Annotated in this window: 12 protein-coding genes; 8 read left to right on the top strand and 4 right to left on the bottom strand. The window is 74.0% G+C overall.

Annotation, left to right across the window (positions count from 1 at the left end):
- The 5 genes from PV350_RS32025 to PV350_RS32005 all read left to right on the top strand — a co-directional run.
- The coding region (locus PV350_RS32025) for an NACHT domain-containing protein (RefSeq protein ID WP_500337260.1) at positions 1-1,784 on the top strand (1,784 nt) is incomplete at its 5' end.
- Positions 1,785-1,852: 68 nt separating this feature from the next.
- A complete protein-coding gene (locus PV350_RS32020) occupies positions 1,853-2,758 on the top strand; it encodes an AAA family ATPase (RefSeq protein ID WP_499516016.1) in 906 nt (301 codons plus the stop codon).
- A complete protein-coding gene (locus PV350_RS32015; protein WP_499516015.1) occupies positions 2,755-3,783 on the top strand; it encodes a hypothetical protein in 1,029 nt (342 codons plus the stop codon). The genes PV350_RS32020 and PV350_RS32015 overlap by 4 nt, the downstream gene beginning before the upstream one ends.
- Positions 3,777-6,581, top strand: coding sequence for a hypothetical protein (locus tag PV350_RS32010; protein ID WP_500337259.1), 2,805 nt, complete (start codon positions 3,777-3,779; stop codon positions 6,579-6,581). The genes PV350_RS32015 and PV350_RS32010 overlap by 7 nt, the downstream gene beginning before the upstream one ends.
- The gene (locus PV350_RS32005; RefSeq protein ID WP_499516013.1) at positions 6,578-7,804 is read left to right on the top strand and encodes a toll/interleukin-1 receptor domain-containing protein; all 1,227 of its coding nucleotides are present in this window, start codon (positions 6,578-6,580) and stop codon (positions 7,802-7,804) included. Before PV350_RS32010 ends, PV350_RS32005 begins: the two co-directional genes overlap by 4 nt.
- 59 nt (positions 7,805-7,863) lie before the next feature.
- On the opposite strand, the gene fxsT is transcribed toward PV350_RS32005, so the two are convergent.
- From fxsT to PV350_RS31990, 3 genes are all read right to left on the bottom strand, one after another.
- On the bottom strand, positions 7,864-11,823 hold the full coding sequence (fxsT, locus tag PV350_RS32000) for an FxSxx-COOH system tetratricopeptide repeat protein (protein ID WP_500337258.1): 3,960 nt from the start codon (positions 11,821-11,823) through the stop codon (positions 7,864-7,866).
- Positions 11,820-13,001, bottom strand: coding sequence for an FxsC protein (fsxC, locus tag PV350_RS31995; RefSeq protein ID WP_499516011.1), 1,182 nt, complete (start codon positions 12,999-13,001; stop codon positions 11,820-11,822). The genes fxsT and fsxC overlap by 4 nt, the downstream gene beginning before the upstream one ends.
- A 370-nt stretch (positions 13,002-13,371) precedes the next feature.
- The gene (locus PV350_RS31990; RefSeq protein ID WP_499516010.1) at positions 13,372-14,520 is read right to left on the bottom strand and encodes an FxsB family cyclophane-forming radical SAM/SPASM peptide maturase; all 1,149 of its coding nucleotides are present in this window, start codon (positions 14,518-14,520) and stop codon (positions 13,372-13,374) included.
- Between the two features lie 721 nt (positions 14,521-15,241).
- Here PV350_RS31990 and PV350_RS31985 point away from each other — a divergent pair.
- Positions 15,242-17,542: an esterase-like activity of phytase family protein gene (locus tag PV350_RS31985; protein ID WP_500337257.1), complete on the top strand. Its 2,301-nt coding sequence runs from the start codon at positions 15,242-15,244 to the stop codon at positions 17,540-17,542.
- A 93-nt stretch (positions 17,543-17,635) separates the two neighbouring features.
- Here the strand turns inward: PV350_RS31985 and PV350_RS31980 are convergent, their stop codons facing one another.
- On the bottom strand, positions 17,636-18,370 hold the full coding sequence (locus tag PV350_RS31980; RefSeq protein ID WP_499516008.1) for a class I SAM-dependent methyltransferase: 735 nt from the start codon (positions 18,368-18,370) through the stop codon (positions 17,636-17,638).
- Positions 18,371-18,481: 111 nt separating this feature from the next.
- Between PV350_RS31980 and PV350_RS31975 the strand changes: the two genes are divergently transcribed.
- Both PV350_RS31975 and PV350_RS31970 read left to right on the top strand, forming a co-directional pair.
- On the top strand, positions 18,482-18,955 hold the full coding sequence (locus tag PV350_RS31975) for a carboxymuconolactone decarboxylase family protein (protein WP_499516007.1): 474 nt from the start codon (positions 18,482-18,484) through the stop codon (positions 18,953-18,955).
- Between the two features lie 110 nt (positions 18,956-19,065).
- The gene (locus tag PV350_RS31970; protein ID WP_500337256.1) at positions 19,066-19,701 is read left to right on the top strand and encodes a DUF1345 domain-containing protein; all 636 of its coding nucleotides are present in this window, start codon (positions 19,066-19,068) and stop codon (positions 19,699-19,701) included.
- Positions 19,702-19,859: the final 158 nt, after the last annotated feature.

The following is a 19,859-nucleotide window of genomic DNA, read 5'->3' as shown; positions in this document are numbered from 1 at the left end:
CCCCGCAGGACATCCCCGCCGAACTTCCCCCGGCCCTGACCTCGGACGACACCCGGTTCACCGGCCTGTACCGCGGCCAGCTGACCGGCACCGCGCCCGGACTCACCGGCGGGCGCCCACTGGGCCGGCGACTGAGCTGGCAGGACGGTCCGTCGCGACGGCACACCCCGTCCGGGGAGCCGGCGGCCGCGGGCCGGCGGCTGTTGCTGGTCGGCCCGGCGGGTTCCGGGCGCAGCGCCGTGCTCGGGCACCTGGCGGACCGCGTCACGGCCGGCCCGAGCGGAGCGCCCTGGGGCTGCCAGGTGGCGTTCACCCTGCGGGCGGACACCGGCGGACTGCCCTCCCCCGACGGGATCGTCCAGGCGGCCGCCCCCTCGCTGGCCGCCCGGGAGCCCGCGGGCTGGACCGCCCGGCAACTGCGCGGCGGGCGCGCGCTGCTGGCCGTCCACGGCCTGGACCGCGCGCCGGTCCACATGCGCCCCGCGGCCTGGGAATGGCTGCTGCGCACGGCCGAGCACTACCCCGACGCCGTGATCCTGGTGGAGGCCAACGGCAGTTCGGTGCCCTGGCACCGGATCGACGGTGTCTTCACCCCGGTCCTCCTCGACCCCCTCGACCCCGCGGAACGCGAAGCCCTCCTCGCCGGGGGCGATCCTCTCGCCGGCGCCCCCGGCGGCAGGTCCGCGCTCACGGCCCTGGCCGACGACCCGCTGCTCGCCGACGCCGCGCGCTGGCCGTCCGCCGCGGTCGCGGTCCGGCACGCGGCCCGGGCCGCCGGAGACCGCGGGCCGGACCGCATGGATCTGCTGCGCGCCGCGGTGGCCGCCGTCTGGCGCCCCGACCGGGAGGCCGCCAACGCGCGCACCAGGGTGCGCGACAGCGTCCTGCGGGCGGCGGCCGGCGGCCTGGCCGCCGCCACGCTCGGGTCCGGCGACGCCCCGCTCCCGGCCGACACCGCGCTCGACGCGCTGTACGGACTCAGCGCGCCGGGCCTCACCGGCAGCGTTCCCCCCGCCCGGCTGCTGTCGCAACTGGCCGACGAGGCGGGCATCCTGTACGCGCCGGCTCCCGCGACGATCGCCTTCGCCGGCGAGTCCGTACGCCAGTACCTCGCGGCGGAGCACCTGGCCACCCACCCCGGCCCCGACGGCGACCGGATCCTCGCCGAGCACCTCGAACGGACGGGGTCCGCCGGGCTCGCCCGCCTGGTCGCCGAGCTGAGCGCGGTCCGCAAGTCGCTCCCGGACGTCCCCGGCCTCCTCGAACACGGTGCCACCGGCCGGCGCCTGACGGCATCGGCGACGCCGGGGATGCGGGCCACCGGTCCCGTCGTCGTACGGTCCGCGGAGGAACTCGCGGGCCTGGCCGCGGGGCGGGACGCCGCGCCCGACGTCTGGTGCCAGGGGCCGCTCGGGGAACTGGAGGCCGTGCTGCCCGGGATCCCCGGACTGCGGAGCCTGGTGATCCTGGACCACCCGGAGATGACCGCGGTGCCGGACCTGAGCCGCTGCGCCGCGCTCCGGTCGCTGCGCCTGTCGAACTGCCCCCGGCTGCACGACCTGACCTCCCTCGGCGCCTCCCCGGTGATGTTCCTGACCATCGCGCCCTGGCTCCCGTCCCTGGACCTGAGCCCGCTTCAGCGTGCGCCCTGGCTGCGGAGGATCGACCTGGTGACCGCCGCTCCGCGGGGCGGAGACGACGCCGTCCGCGCCCCGCGCGTCGGGCGCGCCGACGTGCGCGTGCTCGCGCCGCCGGGCCCCCCGGGAGGGCCTCCCGGCCTGTAGATCAGCCGCGACGCGGTCCGTTACAGTGGCGCCACAGCGTGTGGTGGCATGACGTTCTCGGGGGGCACATGCGGTACACCAAGGTCTTCGACCCGCAGGCGCCCGGCGCCGTCGGGGAGACCGGCGCCGACGCATCCTCGGGGCGTCAGGACGACCAGGTGTACCTGTTCGACGAGGACACGGTGCTCGCCGTCAACGTCGCGCTGGTGACGCGCCGTCCGCTGCTCGTCCTCGGCCCGCCCGGTTCGGGCAAGTCCACGCTCGCCCCCAACGTGGCACGCGTCCTGCGCTACCGCTTCTACGCGGAGGTCGTCACCGCCCGCACGGAGGCACCCGATCTGCTCTGGCGCGAGGAGGCGTTCCGTCAGCTCAACGACGCCTCCCGGGGCAAGCTCGGCTCGCCCGGCGACCAGCCGTACCACCGGCCCGGCCCGTTGTGGAAGGCACTGGACCCCGCCCAGGACGACGCGGCGCCCGACGGTCTGCGCGACCGTCCCGCCGTGGTCCTCATCGACGAGATCGACAAGGCGGACCCCGACCTCCCCAACGCGCTCCTCGACCCACTGGACAACCTGCGCTTCGAGGGCCCGGACCGCTCCCGGGTCACGGTGCGCCCCGAGATCGGGCCGCCGCTGGTCGTCATCACCAGCAACGAGGAACGCGAGTTGTCGGCCGCGTTCCGGCGGCGCTGCATCCCGCTGCGGCTGCAGGTCCCCGGGCGCGCCCACCTGCTGGAGGTCGCCCGGCTGCACATGGGATCGGACTTCGATCCGGAACTCGGCGCCGAGGTGGCCGACCTCTTCCTCGCCCAGGGCTCCGGTACGGGACGTCTCGCGGCGGCGAGCACCGCGGAATACCTGGACACGCTGCGGGCGTGCCACGAGATGGGGCTGACCGCCGATTCCGAACTGTGGCGCAGCGTCGCGCGGTTCGCCATGGTCAAGGACACCTACGAGCCGACGGCCTACGCGTGAGCCGCGGTCCGGTGCACGCCGGCGACGTCGTGCGCGCCGCCGCCGCGCTGGGCATCGCCGACCCCGCCGGCGTCCTCTCCCTGGTGCGCGCCATGGGTCTGCCCGGCTCCGGACCCCGGCCCCCGGAACCGGACGCCCCGGCGACGGAACCCCGGCCGGGCACCGAACCCGCGCCGCCGGCCCGTCCCGTCGGCCGCACGGTGCCCGGGGACGGCGGCGGCGTGCCGGAGCCGTCCCCGCGGACCGCCACCGGCGCCGACCCCGCGGGCCGGTCGGTCATCACCTTCGCCCCTCCGCGGACCCCGCCCGGACCCGGGCGACCGGCCGGTGAGCCGGCGGGTCCCGAGGAGCCGCTCTTCGCCGACCGCGGGGAGGTCAGCGAGCAGCCGCCGTCGCCGCCGTGGAATCCGCGCACCCAGCAGGCGATCATGCTCACGGTGGCGGCCACCGAGGCACTCGGCAGGGAGCTGGACCACCGCAGGCTGATCGACCTGATGGTCCGGCGCCTGGGTGGCAGGCCGTCGTCCGGCCTTCGCCTCCCCTACCGGCCCCGCCCCACCACCCGGGCGGGGCTGCACGTGCTGCTGGACCGGAGCCCTTCCATGCGGCCGTTCCGCCACGACCACCAGTGGGTCGCCCGGCTGGCGCGGCAGGTACTCGCCCCCGACCAGCTGCGGATACTCGACTTCCGGCTGCCCCAGGGCGCCAGCGCGGACGGCGGCCGCACCTGGGGTGCGGCGGTCCGCCCGGCACCCGGCACTCCGGTGCTGCTCGTGTCCGACCTCGGCCGGCTGCGCCCTCCGGTGGCGGTGCGCAACCAGGCGTCACCGGCCGACTGGCTGGCCTTCCTCGGCCGGCTGAAGCACGCCGGCCACCCGGTGACCTGCCTGACCCCGTTCAGTCCGGACGTCTACCCGCCCGCCGTCCGCCGGTTGGTGGCCCTCGTCCCGCTGGACCGCCGTACCTCGGTGTGGTCGGCGCGCTCCCAGATCAGACGGCTGCGCCGCCGGAGGCAGGCATGGTGACGGCGGCCGGCGGACGGACCTCCGCGGCCAGGCTGATCCACGAACAGCGCCAGGAGGAACCGGACGTGGTCCGGCTGGCCCAGTCGCTGAGCCTGGCGGCGCAGGCCGAACCGTACGTCGTGCGTGCCGCGCGCCTGCGGTTCGTGCCGCGCAGCAGCGCCGGGCTGGAGGCCCAGCTGTGGTTCTCGCCCCTGGTCGAGGCCGCAGGCGGCCTGACCATGGTGCTCGACCCCGCGGTGGCCGCGGTCCTGCGCCGGGACCTCGCCACCAACGACCGCGCCCTGCTGGCCTCCGTCCGCAGCTTCACCGAACGCGCCCACCACGACGCGCCGCTGGCGGTGCGCACCTTCGAGACCCTCCTGTGGGCCGGCACGGCGCAGGCGGTGCCGGCGGAGGGCGACATCCGGCGGGAGCTCGAACCCTTCCTCGCCCAGGTGCTCTCCGACGGCCCCGAGGCGCTGGAGGCCGGCCGGTGGGCGATCCGTCACCTGCCCCGACTGCCCGACGCCGTACGGGACTCGGCACCCGCGAGGCGCCTGCGCATCGCCGCGGCCGAGCGCCTGGGCCTGGAGCTGACGCCCGCCGCGGCGGGCCTGCTCCCTGAGGAGGTGACGGCCGTCCGCCGGATGGTCCACCGTGACGTCGACGTCGGGATCCGGGCCGAGCCCGGCGGCATCGTGCTGACCAGACCTCCGGAACGCGACGCCCAGGTGTGCCAGGTGAGCGGGGCCGCCCGGGTCAGGCTGCGCCTGCGCGCCGCCCTCCCCGGAGCGGCCTGGCACGAACTGGACCTGCACGACCGCAGACGGGCCGCCGCGCCCCTGGACGTGGTGGCCGCGGCCCGGCTCGACGGCAGCCTGGACGGCGCCCGGGCCGAACTGGGGGACGTGGTGCGCTGCGTCTGGGCCGGGGAGCACGGAGCGCTCGCGGTCAGCGCGGCGGGCCGTACCGAGATCCGGGTCGACGCGGCCGGACGGGTGCTGGTCGCGGACCTCCCGGTGCCCCCCGACCTGCTCGCGGTCGCCGACGCGGGGCCGCCGAGGGCGGCCGCGGCCGGGGGCTCCGGGCTCCAGGTGGTCGGAGCGGCCCTCGACGCCTCGGGCGAGGTGACCGCCCATCCGTGGTCCCCGGCGCCGACGGCACTGGGCTGGGCGGCGCCGGGCGGGCCGGGCAGCGGTCCGGCCGTCCTGTGCGTGGCGGAGGGCCGGAAGGTGCACCTGCTGGACGACGGCGATCCGCGGCGCGTGGTGCTGACCCTCGATCACCCCGCCGACGTCACCCACCTGTGGACCTCGGTCTCGGCGGCCCTGATCGCGGTCGCGGACGCCGAGGGAAGGGTCGTGGCACGTCACGCCGCTCCCGGGAACGGCATGGTCTCCCGCCGGTTCGCCACCGGGGGGTCCCCGGTGACCGCGCTCGCGGGCGACCCGCTGACCGGGGACGTCGTCTGGGCCACCGAGGACGGCCGGGTGTGGCTGGCCCGGAGCCCGGAGGACGACGCGCGCGATCCGGTGCCGCTCGGCCGGCTGCCCCGGCCGGCCACCTCACTGGCCGTCTCCTCCTCCGACGCCACGGTGGTCGCCGCGGACGGGGGACGCCACCTGCTGCGGCTGCGCCGTCCCGCGGCCGGCGACCCGGAGGACCCCGGCTCCGCGCCGCTCCCCGGCGCCCGGCTGCCGTTCCAGGTGCGCGAGGTGTTCGCGGCCGGCCGGGGCCGCCTGATGCTCACCGGAACCGGCGGCCCGGTCGAGATACGGTCCGAGGACGGCAGGGTGCACCTCGTCCTGCCCCACCCCGCCGCCACGACCGCTTCCGCGTCGCAGGCGCCGGGGCCGGGGCCCACCTGGCTGCGCGCGTCGGTCGGCGTCGCGCTTCCCGGCCCCGGACCGGAGGCACCGCCCGAGGACGTGCTGCGTGCCGCCCGCCGCTGCGGCATCGGTCACATCCGGCTCTCCGGGCCGCACCCGCAGGACTCCCGTCGCACGGACCTCGTGGTCGAACGGGCCGGGGAGGCCGGACTGCGCGTCGTCGCCGGCCTTCCCGCGCCCCCACCGGAAGCCGCGCCCGCCGACGTCCTGCTCGACGCGCGACGTCTCCTCGACGCCCACGTCGACGCACTGCTGCTGGAGGACCTGGCGGCCTGGCCCGCCCACCTGCTGGACGACCTGCGGCACCTGACGGACGCCTACACCGGCGCGGGCCTGATCGGCACCGCCGGAACGTCGCCCACCGGCGGGCCGGAGGAAGCGGCCCCGCGAAGCGCCGTCCATCTGACCGTGGGCCCTCCGCCGCTCCCGCGACCCGGGGCCTGGACGGTCCCGCCGGGCACGGCCTGGGTGCTCCCGGAGCGGCCGCCGGCCGATCCGGGGGTCCTGCTGGCCCTGCCCGGCTGCCACGAGGTCCCCGCCGGTCTGCTGACGGCCACGGGGCACCGGGCGGAGGCGCTGCGCGTCCTGCTCTCCGTCCGGGCACGGCAGCAGGCCCTGGTCCACGGCTCCGTCGACGCGGCGCTGCCCGAACCGCTGCCAGGGGTGACGGCGTTGTGGCGGCGCCACGGCAGCGAGGCCGTCCTGTGCCTGGGCAACGCCGGCGACGCGCCGGTCGCGGTCACCGTACCGGCGCCGCCCGACGGGCCCGAGCTGGTCGGGATCGCGACGCTCGGTGCCGCCGCGGGGGAGCCGTGGCCGCTCACCGTACGCCCGTCGGCCGGCGGGTACGCGATCACCGTGGCCCCCGGTGCGACCCACTGGCTGAGCCTGTGGGAGAGCACCGACCCCCGATGGCGGCCGGGCGCATGAACGGGACGTCCTCGCGCCCGCTGGTCTTCCTCAGCCGCAGCGAACCGCCCGGCTGCACCTGCACCTGCTGGCCGGCCAGGAGATCGGTGATCGGCCTCCTCGAGGCCGCCGGCTGCGAACCGATCGTGATCGACAGGCAGACCCTGGTGCCGGGCCAGGACTGGATGGAGGCCATCTCCGACGGCATGGGCAACGCCCACGGCATGGTGCTGCTCGCATCGCCGCACGCCGTCGAGTCACCGCACGTCCAGAACGAGCTGGCCATGGCGGAGCTGCGCAACCGGCACGACGGCTTCCCGATCATCCTCGTACTGCTCCCCGAGGTCGACCGGGAGGGCCTGGAGGCCAGCAGGCTCGGTTCGCTCAGTCCCACCCGGCGGCAGAACATCGACTGGCCCGTCGACGGGGACCTCGCCGACGTCGTCAGGGACATCACTCCCCAACTGGAGCTGATGCGGGCCCAGGTCAACGAGGACCGGGTGCACCAGCGGGTCGTCCAGCACCTGCGCGAGGTCGACGGGCCCGTCCTGAGCCGTGCCGGGGACCGGCTCGGTGTCTCGCGGGAGATCCTGCTGCCCCTGATGCACCACCGCGTCGCCGAGGGGCTGCTCACGGAACGCCGCAGTGAGCCCCAGGACGATCCGCTGCGCGCGGCCCTCACCGAACTCCTGCCGCTCCAGGCGACCTCCGGATCGCGCGAGGTGATCGAACTCAGCGTCACCCATGCCCGGGTCCCCGCATCGGACTCCCGGCGCATCAACGAGGTGCTCACGGCCCCGGCCGCCCCGCGGGCCGCGGTGCTGCCCGCACACTCCACCGAGACGGCCCGGCGCTTCGTCCACCGCGCCAGCGGACAGCCCGTGGCCTGGGACCACTTCGTCGTGCCCATCGACGTGGGTTCCGGCGTCGCGGAGAGCCTCATCGCCGGCGTCCGGGACCACCTGACCGAGGTCGACGTCCACGACCTGGAGACCCTGCTGCAGCACGAGCACGACTTCGGCCCGGTGGTGGTGATCGTGCCGCATCCCCCGGACCCCGACCTCGTGGCGCGGCTCGGCGAGGAGTTCCCGGCGGGTGTGCTCTTCCTCTTCGTGGTGGACGGCGACCTGGTCGGCACCGCGCCCGACCCGCTGCCGCGGCTGCAGGGGCTGCCCCGCCCGCACGAGGAGGAGATGAACCGCACCATACGCACCTTCGTGCGCCGCTACGCGGGCCGCAACTGACGACGAGCCGCCCCCGGGATCCGGGAGCGGCTCGTCGTGGCGGCGGTCCGGCCGCCGGGTCAGATCGGCGGCATCTCCAACTCGAAGTCGATGCGCCGCTGTTCCCTCATGGCGACGGTCGTGGGATGCGTGTCCCCGAACCGGGCGGCGGACCGGCGCGTGATCTCCCGCACCCGGTCCTCCGCTCCGGGGTCGCCGACGCGCATCCGGTCGACCGCGAGGTTGTACTCACCGCAGAGCACGCGGGGGTGCCGGTCGCCGAAGAGGGACAGGAACTCCCGGTGCGCGCGCTCGTCCTCCGCCACCGCCTCGTCGTGCCGCTCCAGCTGGGCGAGGACCCCCGCCACGTCGGCCCGGCAGGCGACCGCCGCCGGATGGCCGCCGCTCACGCGCCGTTCGAGCGCGGCGAGCGTCGGGCGGCCCAGGTCGAGGGCGGCCAGCGGTTCGCCGCCCAGCCTGCGGGCGATGATCAGGTTGGTGGCCGCGGCGAGCGTGAACGGGTGCTCGGCGCCCAGCGTCGTGTGGTAGTTCGCGTGGTTCCGTTCGGCGATCTCCCGGCCCTCGTCGAAGGACGGGTCGCTCTGCGTGCCGGCCAGCGCGAGCAGGTCGCAACTGAGGTTCGCCGCGCAGGCCAGCGTCTCCGGGTGCCGCTCGCCGTACCGGCGCCGGTACTGGTCGTACGTCGTGCGGGACAGGGCCTCCGCCGCCCGGAACTCGCCGAGCCGGCGACGGGTGACGGAGAGCGAGGCGTCGGTGCGCATCACCTCGGGAGAGTGCTCCCCGGACAGGGCGACGTAGTGCTGCCTGGTCTCCAGCAGCAGTTCGAGCGAGCCCTGGTAGTCGCCCATCTCCCGGCGGTCCAGCGCGGCACCGAGCGCGTAGCGCGAGCAGGCGGGGCTCCTGACCCCCAGCACCTGACGGGCCGTCTGGTAGGCCTCCTCGGCGAGTGCCAGTGCCTCACGGGGGCGTCCGATGAGGTTCAGCGACACGCCGTAGTTGTTGATGGCGCGGAGCGTGTCCGGGTGGTCGTTCCCCACCGACCGGCGGTACCGGTCCAGGGTGTCCGCGTCGGACTCGCAGGCCTCCGCGTAGCGGCCCAGACCGTTCAGGTCGGCGCCGACGTTGCGGGCGGTGATGAGGGTGTGCGGGTGGGCGAGGCCCAGCGCCGGGTGCTCACGCTGCCTGCGCAGGGTGTCCGAGTCCAGTTCGAAGGCCTCGGCGTAACGGCCCATCGAACGGAGTGGGTTGGCCAGCTGAGCCGCCAGGCGCAGGGTGAGCGGGTCGTCGGCACCACGGTTCGCGGTCCACGCGTCCAGGGCCCGGCGCCCCAGACCGATCGCCGCCAGGTGGTCCTTGACCAGCCACAGGTTGCGGACCTGGCTCACCACCCACTCGCCGACCTGCGGGTCGACGCTCTCGATGGCTCCGGACGGTTCGAGGTGCGGGCGGAGCTCCGCGAAACGCTGGAGCGACGCAGGGTGGTCCTCCCCCTGCGAGGGCGAGGGGAGCGCGCTGGCCAGCACGAGGTGGGCCTGGCTCCGGGTACGCGCCAGGGCGTCGGGGTCCACCGCCATCCACTCGCGGACGAGGGCCTGCAGGAGCCGGTGCACCTGCAGCGAGCGTCCCTCCAGGCGGGCGAGGGCGTACCTGCTCAGATCGCGGATGAGGTAGCCCATGATCATCGGGTCGCGGAGCGCGGAGTCGGACTGGGCCAGCTCGTTCCGCATGCCGTCGCTGTAGAGCAGCGAGTCCGCGATCGGCTCGGGTGAGAAGAACGAGCACAGTTCCAGCAGGCGGACCGCCGCGGGCCGCTCCGCGCGCAGCCGCTCCACGGACAGCCGCCAGACGGCGGGCAGTTGGGTCTGCCGCTCGAACTCCCCCGCGGGGCCGGCGCTCAGCACTTCACCGACGCGGCTGCGCACCTGTTCCAGGTAGGTGTCCACCGGCATCCCGGTTTCCCGGAGCCACGCCGCGGCGAGTTCCACGGCCATGGGCAGGTCGCCGAGTTCCTCGGCGATCCGGTCCGCGTCCTGACGGGTCAGGTTCTCCACGCGGCGCCGGAGCAGCGCGACGCTCTCCGCCCGCCGGAAGACGCCCACTTCGACGGTGGCGGGGCCGCTGTCGGACTCCCGTGCGGTGATGATGACGTGCCCCGGCCCGTTGGAGGGCAGGTAGTCCTCGAGCCGGCGGCCGCTCTGGCGGGTCTCCTCGTCGTTCGCCGCGTTGTCGTAGACCAGCAGCCACTTGCCCCGCCTGCCGCTCTCCAGCTCGGCCAGGGTCGCCATGGCCAGGTCCTCGGCGGTCTCGCCCTGGACGCCCAGCTGGACGCCCAGGTTCGCCAGGCTCTGCGGGATCAGGTCGGTCTGCTCCGCCGGGATCCAGTGCACCAGGTCGTACTGGGCACCGAAGCGGTGGACGTACTCCAGGGCGATCTGCGTCTTGCCCATGCCGCCGAGCCCGTAGAGGAAAAGGCGGTCAGCCGGCGTGTGCACGTCGTCCAGGGAGTCCTGGCCGAGGTCGTCCCAGAACTTGTCCAGCTCCTGGTCCCGGCCGGTGAACAGGTTGTACCGGGGCGGGGCCTTGAACGTCGAGGGGGCTTCGCCCGGGTACCGGGTGCGGCCCGCCACGGGCTCGTTGAGGGCCGGCACCCCGATGAGCGCGGTCACCCGCTCCAGCGCCGTCGCGGCCGTCATCCCGACCAGGGAGAACCCGGGGAGGCTCGCCAGCGCCGTCGGGGTCTGGAACTCGCGGGTCCGCAGGCCCAGGATCCGCGGACCGTCGCCGCGACGGTCGGCGGCCTCGACCAGGGTGACCAGTTCCTCGGCGACGTTGGTGTTCACGAAGTCCGGTGACAGCAGCGCCAGGACGGTGTCCGCGGCGGTCGCGGGGACGGGCGCCAGCGCGGTGGCGCTGCTGGGGCGCAGTGTCACCGCCACGCCCGCCGCCTTGAGCTGGTCGGCGATCCACTCGGCCCACAGCCGGTCGCGCAGGGCGTGGTCGATGCGGACCCGCGGGGTGGCCGCTCCGGCCACGGGCACCCGGTCGAACCGCTTGACCAGGGACGCCCGCTGCTCCTCCGCCATGTGCCCGATCGCGGTCACCTCGCCGCGCGTGATGACGGACGTGAGGCGTTCGTAGGCGGCGAGCAGCGTGCCCTGGTTGCGGATCGGGTCCTTCAGGGTCGCCAGGACCTCTTCGTAGGCGTAGTAGGGGCGGTAGGGGATCTCGATGTCACCCCAGTACCGGTCCGGGTCCGGGTGCGCGGATTCGTCGAGGAACTCCTGGAAGCGGCTGCGCGCGTGCTGCCGGGCGGTGTCGAGCCGGTCCTGCTCGGCGGGGTCGACGCGCATCGGGACCGGCAGGATCGTCACGTGGGGGGCGAACCTGCGGACGTCGCGCGCGACGTTCGCGCCGCCGTCGACCGACTGGACGTTGAAGGTGAAGCAGTTCACGAGGACGTCGGGCAGCAGGAGCGTGGTGATGCCCGAGGTGTCGCTGAAGCCCGTACGGCTGTCGATCAGCGCGTAGTCGTAGCCCGCCTGCATGTCCTCGCGCAGGGCGTGCAGGAACGCCTTCCCGTTCCGGTTCTCGTAGAAGCCGCGCCAGTCGTAGGTGTTGACGTTCTCGGAGTACTCCGGGGTGCGGCGGCCCGAGGAGACGAACTCGATGAAGCCGCCGCCGGGGAAGGAGCACTCCAGCGAGTGCGCGTGACGGTCGACGCGTGCGTACGTCCGCAGGCCGTCCGTCAGGTGCGGGCTCATCCGCTCGAATTCGCGGACGAGGTCGATCACGCCCGGCGTGGAGCTCAGTTCGGGGTCCCGCAGGAAGGGGGCGAAGTAACGGTGCAGACCCGGCGCCTCCAGGTCCCAGTCCATGACCAGGACCCGTTTGCCGTTCGTGGCCAGGATCCAGGCGACGTTCGCCATGGCCATGGTGCGGCCCGTACCGCCCTTGAACGAGTAGAACGTCACTACGGTGCCGGGCCCCTGGGCGCCGGGACCGCCCGAGTCGTGCGTCATGAGGAAGACCTTCCGAGCAGGGGGAACGAGTCGAGGCCACCTGTGGGCGTGGGCAGGCGCTGAGCGACCTGTGCGGACTTCATGGCGTCGTTCTGGGCGCGGACCAGGGCCTTGCGGAGCGCCGCGGTGAACTTCTCCTCGTCGGGCAGTCCCCAGCGCTCCAGTTCCGTGGCCTGGCCGCGCAGCGTGGGCAGCACCTCGTCGAGGGCGGCGTCCAGGTCCTCGGCGTGCTGCCACGACTGGGTGTCGTCCTGGTTGCGCGGTTCCAGCACGGCGGTGCCCTCGGGCACGGCCGCGTCGAGCGAGGTCAGCAGGCGCTGCTGCCGCTCCGCCTTGGCCGCCCAGGCGTCGACCAGCAGGACGACCAGTTCCTCCGGCCGCGGTCCTGAGCCCACCTGTTCCACGGTGCTCTCCTCGAGCGCCAGGACGTCGGGGGCGAGGTCCAGTTCCGCCGCCGTGTCGCAGAGCAGGGAGGCCAGCTCACCGGGCCGCCCGGGTGCGTACGGGGACCAGTCGACGGGCGTGGTGCCGTAGTACTCGCGGGCGGTCCGCTCGCCCGGCAGGTCGTCGGCGGCCGCGGCGGCCACGACGAAGCTCACCGTCTGGTGTCCCGGGTACGGCGGGAGCGGCGGTGCGCCCTGCCGCCTGCCGGTGGCGTCGAAACCGGCGGCGTCCGGGAGGTGCTGCCCGAGGGCGGCCGCCACCCGGTCCGCGAGGGCCGCCACCACGAGCCGGTAGTCCTCGGCGTACCGGGCCTTCAGGCGCAGGAGGTGGAGCAGTCCTTCACGGGCGTAGGCGGTCGAGTCGGCGGTCAGCGGACCCTTCCGCCGGACGACGGGCGGCAGCGGCTCGGTGGCCGGCGCCCAGACCACCGGGATGATGGCGTCCGCGCTGCGTCCCGTCCGGGACCACAGCACCTCGGCCCGGTGCTCGAAGTAGGACCATTCGGTGGCGCAGTAGGACTGGCCGAAATACGCCGGTGCGTACAGCGCCACCATGGTGGTCGCACCGCGCATGCGCTCCACCGTGGCCTCGGGTGACCGGGGTGTGCCGCACACCCCGACCGACTCGGGCGACTCACCGGTCCGGGCGGCGACCGCGTTGCGGAGGTCCCGGAATAAGGTCGCCGTCCACTCGTCGTCGACCCCGCGGATATGGCTCATGTAGAACCGGCTCATGGTGACTCCGTCGCGCGTGTCGGGACGCCCCGCAACGAGCGCGGCAGCGGGGACGACTCGATAGGGGCCAACGGCTCGCCGTAGGCATCACTATTCGAGCAATAGCGGATAAATACCACATCCGGGCACCGCAGACGGGCGCGCATCGGGACCGTCACCCCTTCCTGATCAGGCTTTCCGCACCGTCCGTCGGGGAGCCTGCTCGGCGTGCCCGTGCGCTGCGGGGACAAGGGGAACGCACCCGGCGGGCGGCCCGGCCGGCCGCGGGGGCGGCGGGGCGCGCGACCACCGGCGCGGTGCGCCGGAGGTTCATCCGGACGGGTACCCGCCATGGACCGTTCGGCCATCCCGGCGGACGGTGGAGGGGCGCTCATGACGCCCCTCCGATCAGAGCGCGGACGTCGGCGGTCACCCGGTCCCTGATGTGCTCGGTCAGCAGTTTCAGATCGGCGCAGTAGACGCTCGGATTGGCGAACCCGTTCGAGGGGCGGTAGCGGTGCGCCCGCAGCCCGCCCCCGCACAGCCGCACCACGTCGCAGGCCCGGCACTGCGGGGAGAGGGAGCTCAGCCCGCGGCCCTGCTCCCGCAGCAGCGGATGGTCGGCGGCGGTGTCGAAGTCGTCCGCACCGATGTCCAGGCCCATGGCGGTGGCGCCCTCGTACGCCGCCTTGAGCGAGTCCGGCTGTTCGATCGACCCATCGGTGTCGACGACCACGAACGGCGGGCGGTCGAGCCCGACGGCCTCGGCCGTCGCCCTGCCGCCGAGCACCAGATCCATGATCGTCTCGAACATCCGGATCCGGGTCTCACGGACCGGCGCCGCGTACCAGCGGTCGAAGACCGCGAGCAGCCACCGGCCGTAGGGGGCCGTCGCGGGGTCGTGGCCCGGCGGCGGGAACTCCCAGGTCGCGTGCGGGAGCAGCAGGTCGATGACCGGGGGCCGGTGGCTCAGCAGCGACTCGTAGACGCCGAGGGGTTCATTGGCGAGGTCGACCGTACACAGCAGGCCGCCGTATAAGCCGGCGTTCTCCGCGCGCCGCAACAGCCCGATCCCCCTCTCGGCAGCAACGTGGCTGCTCTGCCCCCCACGTGTGCGCCGGTGGCGGTCGCTGGCGTCCCTGCCTCCGTCGAGGCTCACCCCCACGCGCACACCGTAGCGGCGGAACAGGTCCATCCAACCAGGGTTCAGCAGCGTCCCGTTGGTCTGTGCGGCAAATTCCACGGACGTGATTCCGTGCGCCGCCTCGCGCACCGATTGCAGCAGGTGCTCGACCCGTCGCCGTCCCGCCAGCAGGGGCTCACCGCCGTGCAGGACGACCCGGACGGACGGCAGCCGGTGACGCTCGGCGTGCTCGGCTATCCGTGTGGCCAGGCGCTCGGCGAGGGCACGCGAGAGCACGGCGGGCTTGCGCTGCCAACTGCTGTCGCGGAGTTCGTAGACGTAGCAGTACGAGCAGGCGAGGTTGCACAGGCCGTGCACCTTCACCACGAACTCGTGGATGGGCCGCGTCCCCTCCATCACCGACCTCCCGCCGGGCCCTCACCCCCGTCCCGGGGTCACAACGAGGAATCGAATCCGGTGTGCGGGTCGGGAACCTGCTCCGACCGGTCCTCCGCGGCGCGGAGCAGCGATTCCACCAATGCGCTCGGTGGGAGCGCGCGGAGGCGCTCCGGCTCGATGCGCAGGTGCATGACATCGCCGTGCGCGTCACGTGGTGCCGTTTCCATCGACCAATGCCCCCGGTACCCCTTGCCGCCCACGGTGGCTCGACCCTGCCGACGCGTGCGTGATCGGACGTGGCTGGAGCCCTCGGGTGTCACCGCCGGCTCCCCCGTGCTGACTGCTGAAGTGTCCCTCCCAGGGAAGCACAGCGCCACGGACCAGGCCAGACCGCCTCCCGGACAGCTTCACGCCCTCTCGCGCGGCATCGGACGCCACGCCCGGAACGGAGGACCGGTCCGCCGTACGATGCGAGCCGGTCCCGTTCTGCGGCCGATGTCACCGCGTGCCACCACCGCCGCGGCTCCCACCGCACCGGCGTGCGACCGGACCTGACGGCGCGTCATCACCCTGCGGAGCGCGCTGCAGCGGGGCCGGCCCCGTACCCGCACCCGTACGGACCGGGGCGTTCCGGTCACTGTGTCCGGACGATCTTCGTCGTCCGTTCATCTGCGCGCCCGATTGCGCTGGTCCGGCGGCGAGATGATCGGCATTCCGACCGTAGCGCAACGGAGAGACGATGCTCCCCAAGAGAACCTACGCCGCGCTCACGACCGCGGCTGTCGCTGCCGGCACGCTGGTGGCCGCGAGCCCTGCAAGTGCCCACCACCCGAACGTGACGCCGGCCTTCCAGCGCACCGCCACCTACCCGGTCTTCCAGAACCGCCCGGCGGGCGAGGACCCGGCCACGGCGACCGTCGCCGAGATCTCGGCGGTCAGCGAGGACGGCCGCACCCTGGTCTACACCGACGCCCTCGCGCGCCGGATCGGCTTCCTCGACATCAGCGAGCCGGGCAGTCCGCGCGGCCTCGGCACCCTGTCGCTGGCCGGGCTCGGCGACGCCGAGGACGAGCCCACCTCCGTGGCCGTGGTCGGGCAGTACGTGCTGGTCGTGGTCAACACCAGCAGCGGCTACTCCACCCCCTCCGGACGTCTCGACGTCATATCCCTGCGCGACCGCAAGCGGGTCACCAGCATCGACCTGGGCGGCCAGCCGGACTCCATCACCATCACCAAGGACAAGCGGTACGCCGCGATCGCGATCGAGAACGAGCGCGACGAGGAGGCGACCCCGCCCGGCGGCGAGGAGGGCGACCTGCCCCAGGCCCCGGCCGGCTTCGTGCAGATCGTCGACCTCAAGGGCACCTCGCCGCAGCACTGGCGCACCCGGGCCGTACCGCTGACCCGGCCCGACGGCGGCGCGCTGCCCGCGCTGACCGCCGCCGGGATCGTGGAGCCCACCGACCCGGAGCCGGAGTACGTCGCCGTCAACGGCCGCAACCAGCTCGCGCTGACGCTGCAGGAGAACAACGGCATCGTCCTCATCGACCTGCCGACGGGCCTGATCACCAAGGCCTTCAGCGCCGGCACCGCCACCGTGCACGGCATCGACACCGTCAAGGACGGCGTCATCGACCAGACCGGCTCGATCACCGACGTGCGGCGCGAGCCCGACGCCGTCAACTGGATCGACGACCGCTACTTCGCCACCGCCAACGAGGGCGACTGGAAGGGCGGCACGCGCGGCTGGACCGTCTTCGACAGCCGCACCGGCAAGGTCGTGTGGGACGCGGGCGACAGCTTCGAGCGCCTCGCCGTCCGCTACGGCCTGCACAACGAGGACCGCGCGGGCAAGAAGGGCACCGAGCCGGAGGGCGTGGTCGTCGCCACCTTCCACGGCGTGCGGTACGCCTTCGTCGGCTCCGAGCGCAGCAACTTCGTCGCCGTCTACGACGTCAGCCGGCCGACCGCCCCGGTCTTCCGCCAGATGCTGGCCACCACCAACGGCCCCGAGGGACTGCTGCCGATCCCGTCGCGCGACCTGCTCGCGGTCTCCAGCGAGGAGGACGACGCATCGGTCAACGTGCGGGCCTCGGTGAGCCTGTTCCAGCTGGGCAAGGGCACCCCGTCCTTCCCCGGCGTCGTCTCGGCCCCGGACTCCACCGGCGCGCCGATCGGCTGGGGCGCGCTCGGCGCGCTGTCCGCCGTCCCCGGCCGTCCGCACGAGCTGTACACGGTCACCGACGCGGCGTACTCCGTCACCAAGATCATGACCATCGACACCTCGCGGAAGCCGGCGGTCATCACCCGGGCCCTGACCGTCAAGGACACCGACGGCAAGCCGGTCGGCTACGACGCCGAGGGCATCCACGCCCGTCCCCAGGGCGGCTTCTGGCTCGCCGTCGAGGGTGCGACCGGCGACGGCAACAAGCTGGTCCGGCTCGACCGCGACGGAGTGACCCGCCAGGTCGTCACGCTCCCGGCGGACGTCGCCGCGGGCCTGGCGAAACAGGGCTTCGAGGGCGTCACCGCCACCACCGACCGGGGCGGCCGCGAGGTCGTGTGGGCCACACTGCAGCGTGAGGTCAAGGGCGACCCGGCCGGGGTCGTCCGGATCGGCCGCTACGACGTCCAGTCGGGCACCTGGAGCTGGTTCGGCTACCGGATCGGCACCACGGACACCCCGGGCGACTGGATCGGCCTGTCCGAGATCACGGCGGTCGGCGACAAGCTCGCCCTGATCGAGCGGGACAAGCTGAACGGCCCGGCCGCGAAGATCAAGCGCGTGTACACGGTCGACATGCCGAAGTCCGCCGCCCCGTCGGGCCCGCTCCAGGTGCTGCCCAAGAAGCTCGCCCACGACGTGCTGCCCGACCTCCGGGCGACGAACGGGTGGACCCAGGAGAAGCTCGAGGGGCTCACCGTGGGCGGTGACGGCCACGTCTACGCCGTGACCGACAACGACGCCCTGGCCGACGCCACCGGCGAGACGGTCTTCCTGGACCTCGGTTCCGGCAAGAAGGTCTTCGGGCAGCACTGATCCTCCGCGAAGCCCTCCCCCGTACGGCCGCCGGTCCGCCGGCGGCCGTACGCGTCGGGCCCGTGCGCGTCGGGCCCGTACGGGCCCGGCCGGTCACGCCTCCGGACGGCGCGCGAGGAAGACGAACTCCCGGCCGGGCCGGTCCGGGGCGTCCCGCACCTCGTCGAGGTCGTACCCCTGTGCGGTGAGCGCCGCCTCGACCTCCTCCCGCTCCCGGAACCGGAGAGTGGAGGTCGAGGTCAGCACCTCCCGGCCGGCGGCCAGGACGTAGGTCCAACGGAACGTCACCAGCGGCCCGCTGACGTCGAGCAGGTCGACCCAGTGCTCCACCGGTCCTGTGCCCGGCACGTCCACCACCCGGTGCGAGGCCTCGCGGTTCCAGCCCTCCCATGCGCGCTTCGCCGGGTCCCGGGTCTCGAACACCAGGCGGCCGCCCGGCCGCAGCGCCTCGTACGCCCCCCGCAGGGTGTCCTGCCACGCCGCGGGGTCGTCGATCGCCTGGGCGACGTTGGCCGTCATCGTCGCCAGGTCCACGCGCAGCGGCGGTAGCACCGTCGCGTCACCGCGGATCCACCGGACCCGCCCACTGCCCGGCTTGGCCCGGGCGACGTCGAGGGCCGCCCCGGCCGGGTCGACGGCGACGACCTCGATGCCGAGGCCGGCCAGGCGCAGGGCGAACACCCCCGTCCCGCAGCCGATGTCCAGCACCCGGCGCGCGTCGCACTCCCGCACCAACGCGGTGTACGCGTCGAGGTCGCCGCGGCCGGGGTCGTCGAGGGCGTCGTACAGCGCGGCGAGCCGCGGGTCCCGGAATTCCTCGTCAGCCATGGGGGCGACGCTACCCGCGGTGGGACCCACGTCACATCCGTGCCCGCGTCACGTTTCCGCCGGCCCGTCCGTCATGGCTGCGTAACCGTCACCACGCAAGAGGAGCCCACCATGGAAGCCCGCGTGAACCTGTTCGGCAACGACCTCGCGCTCAGGTTCTTCAAGCACCTCAACTCGGCGGGCAAGGTGCCCGTCGAGTCGGGGCTGCCGGCCGCGACCCAGGAACTGGTGAAGATCCGCGCCAGTCAGATCAACGGCTGTGCCTTCTGCGCCGACATGCACACCAAGGAGGCCGCCGCGGCCGGTGAGACCTCGGTGCGCCTGAACCTCGTCGCGACCTGGCGCGAGGCCACGGTCTTCTCCGAGGCCGAGCGCGCCGCCCTGGAACTCACCGAGCAGGGCACGCGCATCGCGGACGCCGCCGGCGGCGTCACGGACGAGGTCTGGGCGAACGCCGCCAAGCACTACGACGAGGAGCAGCTCGTCGCCCTGATCGGCCTCATCGCCGTCATCAACGCCTACAACCGCGTCAACGTCATCAACCGCCAGCCCGCGGGCGACTACCGGCCCGGCCAGTTCGGCTGAGGGCGGGCGCCCCGGCCCGTGCCCACGGGCCGGGGCGCCGCTGCACCCTCCGGGCGATCCCAAGTGCCGCTGCCACGGGCCGCGGACGCCGGGTTGTAGCGTGATGCGGCATGAGGACCAGTTCGCCGCTCTCCGCGGTCCCCCGGCTGGCAGGCGCGATCGTCGTCGGCGCGGTGACCGGCGTGGTCGTCGGTGTCCTGACGGACGCGTCGCTGGGCGTCCTCGCCGGGATCGCGGCGACGGAGACGGTCTTCGTCGTGACGGGCTGGCTCGTGCTGTGGCCGATGGACGCGACCGCCACCCACCGCAACGCCCGGCGGGAGGACTTCCGCCCCGTCGTCGAGGAGCTGGTCGTCGTCGCCGCGGCCCTGTGCGGGCTGCTGGCCATCGTCGTCCTGCTCCTGCGCGGTGGCACCGACAAGGATCACGCCGCGGCGGCGACCGCGCTGGGCGGGGTGTTCATGGCCTGGGCGGCGCTCCACCTGATGTACGCCGCGCGCTACGGGTACCTCTACTACACGGCCGCGGCGGGCGGGATCGACTTCAACTCCCCGCACCCGCCGACGTACCGGGACTTCTTCTACTTCAGCTACAACCTGGGCATGACCTACCAGGTCTCCGACACGGACGTCTCGAGCCCGGCGATCCGTGCGACGGTGCTGCGGCACTCGCTGCTGTCGTACGTCTTCGGCACCAGCATCCTGGCCACGACCATCAACCTGGTCGCCGGGATGGTCACGGGCTGAGAGCGGACCGGGCGTGCAGCTTATATCCCGAGCCGAAAATTCCTGTCAAGTCCCGAATTGCAGCGACATGACGCCGGGCGCCGTACCCGGCTTACTGGAGACATCGGGTTCCACCCCCCAGGGGCGGCCCACCGGACCACCACCGGAACCCCCTCCAC

The sequence above is a fragment of the Streptomyces sp. PA03-6a genome (assembly GCF_033792765.1).
GTDB lineage: Bacteria > Actinomycetota > Actinomycetes > Streptomycetales > Streptomycetaceae > Actinacidiphila.
This window is presented reverse-complemented; position numbering and strand designations above follow the sequence as displayed.